This is a genomic window from Oleiphilus sp. HI0125 (assembly GCF_001635355.1).
This window is the reverse complement of record NZ_LWGF01001132.1, coordinates 1-1,329: the sequence shown is the minus strand read 5'-3', so window position 1 is coordinate 1,329 and position 1,329 is coordinate 1. Positions and strand designations below refer to the sequence as shown.

Below are 1,329 nucleotides of genomic sequence, written 5' to 3'. Positions count from 1 at the left end.
ACATTGAATGGAAAGATGGCATCCCTTATCACAAGGACTTCGATGATATTTACTTCAACGCTAACGATGGGCTAGCAGAAACTGAGTATGTCTTTATAGAGGCCAACCGCCTCAAAGAACGCCTGCGAAACGCAACGAACGATCAAGATACACTTAGAGTTTGTGAAACGGGTTTCGGCAGCGGACTTAACTTTATAGCCTGCTATGCGCTATGGAGATCACTTCCTGAACCCAAAAAACGCCTTGAATTTTCTAGCATAGAAGGGTTTCCACTTAGCATTAGTGACTTGAAGTTAGCGTCTAAAATCTGGCCTGAATTAGGCTTTGAATATAAAGAGCTGCTAAATCAATATCCAAGCCCTATTACTGGATTTCACTATTTAGAGTTTGAATCTGGAAGAGTCAGCCTAAAGTTATTTTTCGAAGAACTCAATAATGCACTCGATAAATATCAGTTTTTCAGCGACGTATGGTTTCTTGATGGATTTGCCCCCTCTAAAAATGAAGAAATGTGGAACAGCAAACTGTTCGATCATATGGCGCTTTATAGCAATCACCAAACGACAGTTTCTACATTTACCGCGGCAGGGTTTGTTCGAAGAAACCTTATAGATGCGGGATTCATCGTTTCCAAAATATCTGGTTTCAAACAAAAACGTGAAATGATTACTGCTTCGCGTCACTTAGAAAGCACCACGAAAACTCAGGCCTTGCCTGATCAAGCATGGCATATCAGCGAAAATTCATCCCCAAACATCAAGCATGGCCACGTACTCGTCATAGGCGCTGGGATAGCAGGACTCACCACCGCTATTACTCTAGCCCGCAAAGGCTTTAAAGCCACCATCATTGAGAAGCAAGAGGGCCCATTGCAAGGCGCTAGCGGTCAAAAACAGTTGATCATGTATGGAAAATTCCCTCAGCAATATACACCAGAAGCACGACTACTGATTCAAGCACAGCTCTACGCTCAAACCTTTTTCTCGAGAGAGCAACTCTCAAGCGGAAACAGATTTTGGCATACTTGCGGCGTTGTTCACCTAGCATGGAATGAAAAAGAACGAGCTAAACAGCAAAATGTTGTAGATCGCTATGAACTGCCTGAGACATTTATGTATCAGGCCGATGCAAATAAACTCAAAGGCCTGAGCGGACTAGATATTCAAGACAGCGGGCTAGTATTTCCACAAGCAGGTTGGTTAGACACAGAGGCATTTTCTAAACATGTACTAGAACATGACAACATTGAGCTAATCAATAAGCGTGAATATACACATCAGGATTGGGAGAGCGATGCGTTACTGAACTCGATGAATGCAGATGCAACGA

General features: G+C 42.9%; 1 protein-coding gene. It reads left to right on the top strand.

All coding sequences use genetic code 11. The features are described 5' to 3' along the window. Window positions 1-1,329, top strand: a 1,329-nt coding sequence (gene mnmD, locus A3762_RS19550) for a tRNA (5-methylaminomethyl-2-thiouridine)(34)-methyltransferase MnmD (protein WP_156493608.1), incomplete at both ends; no start/stop codon positions are given.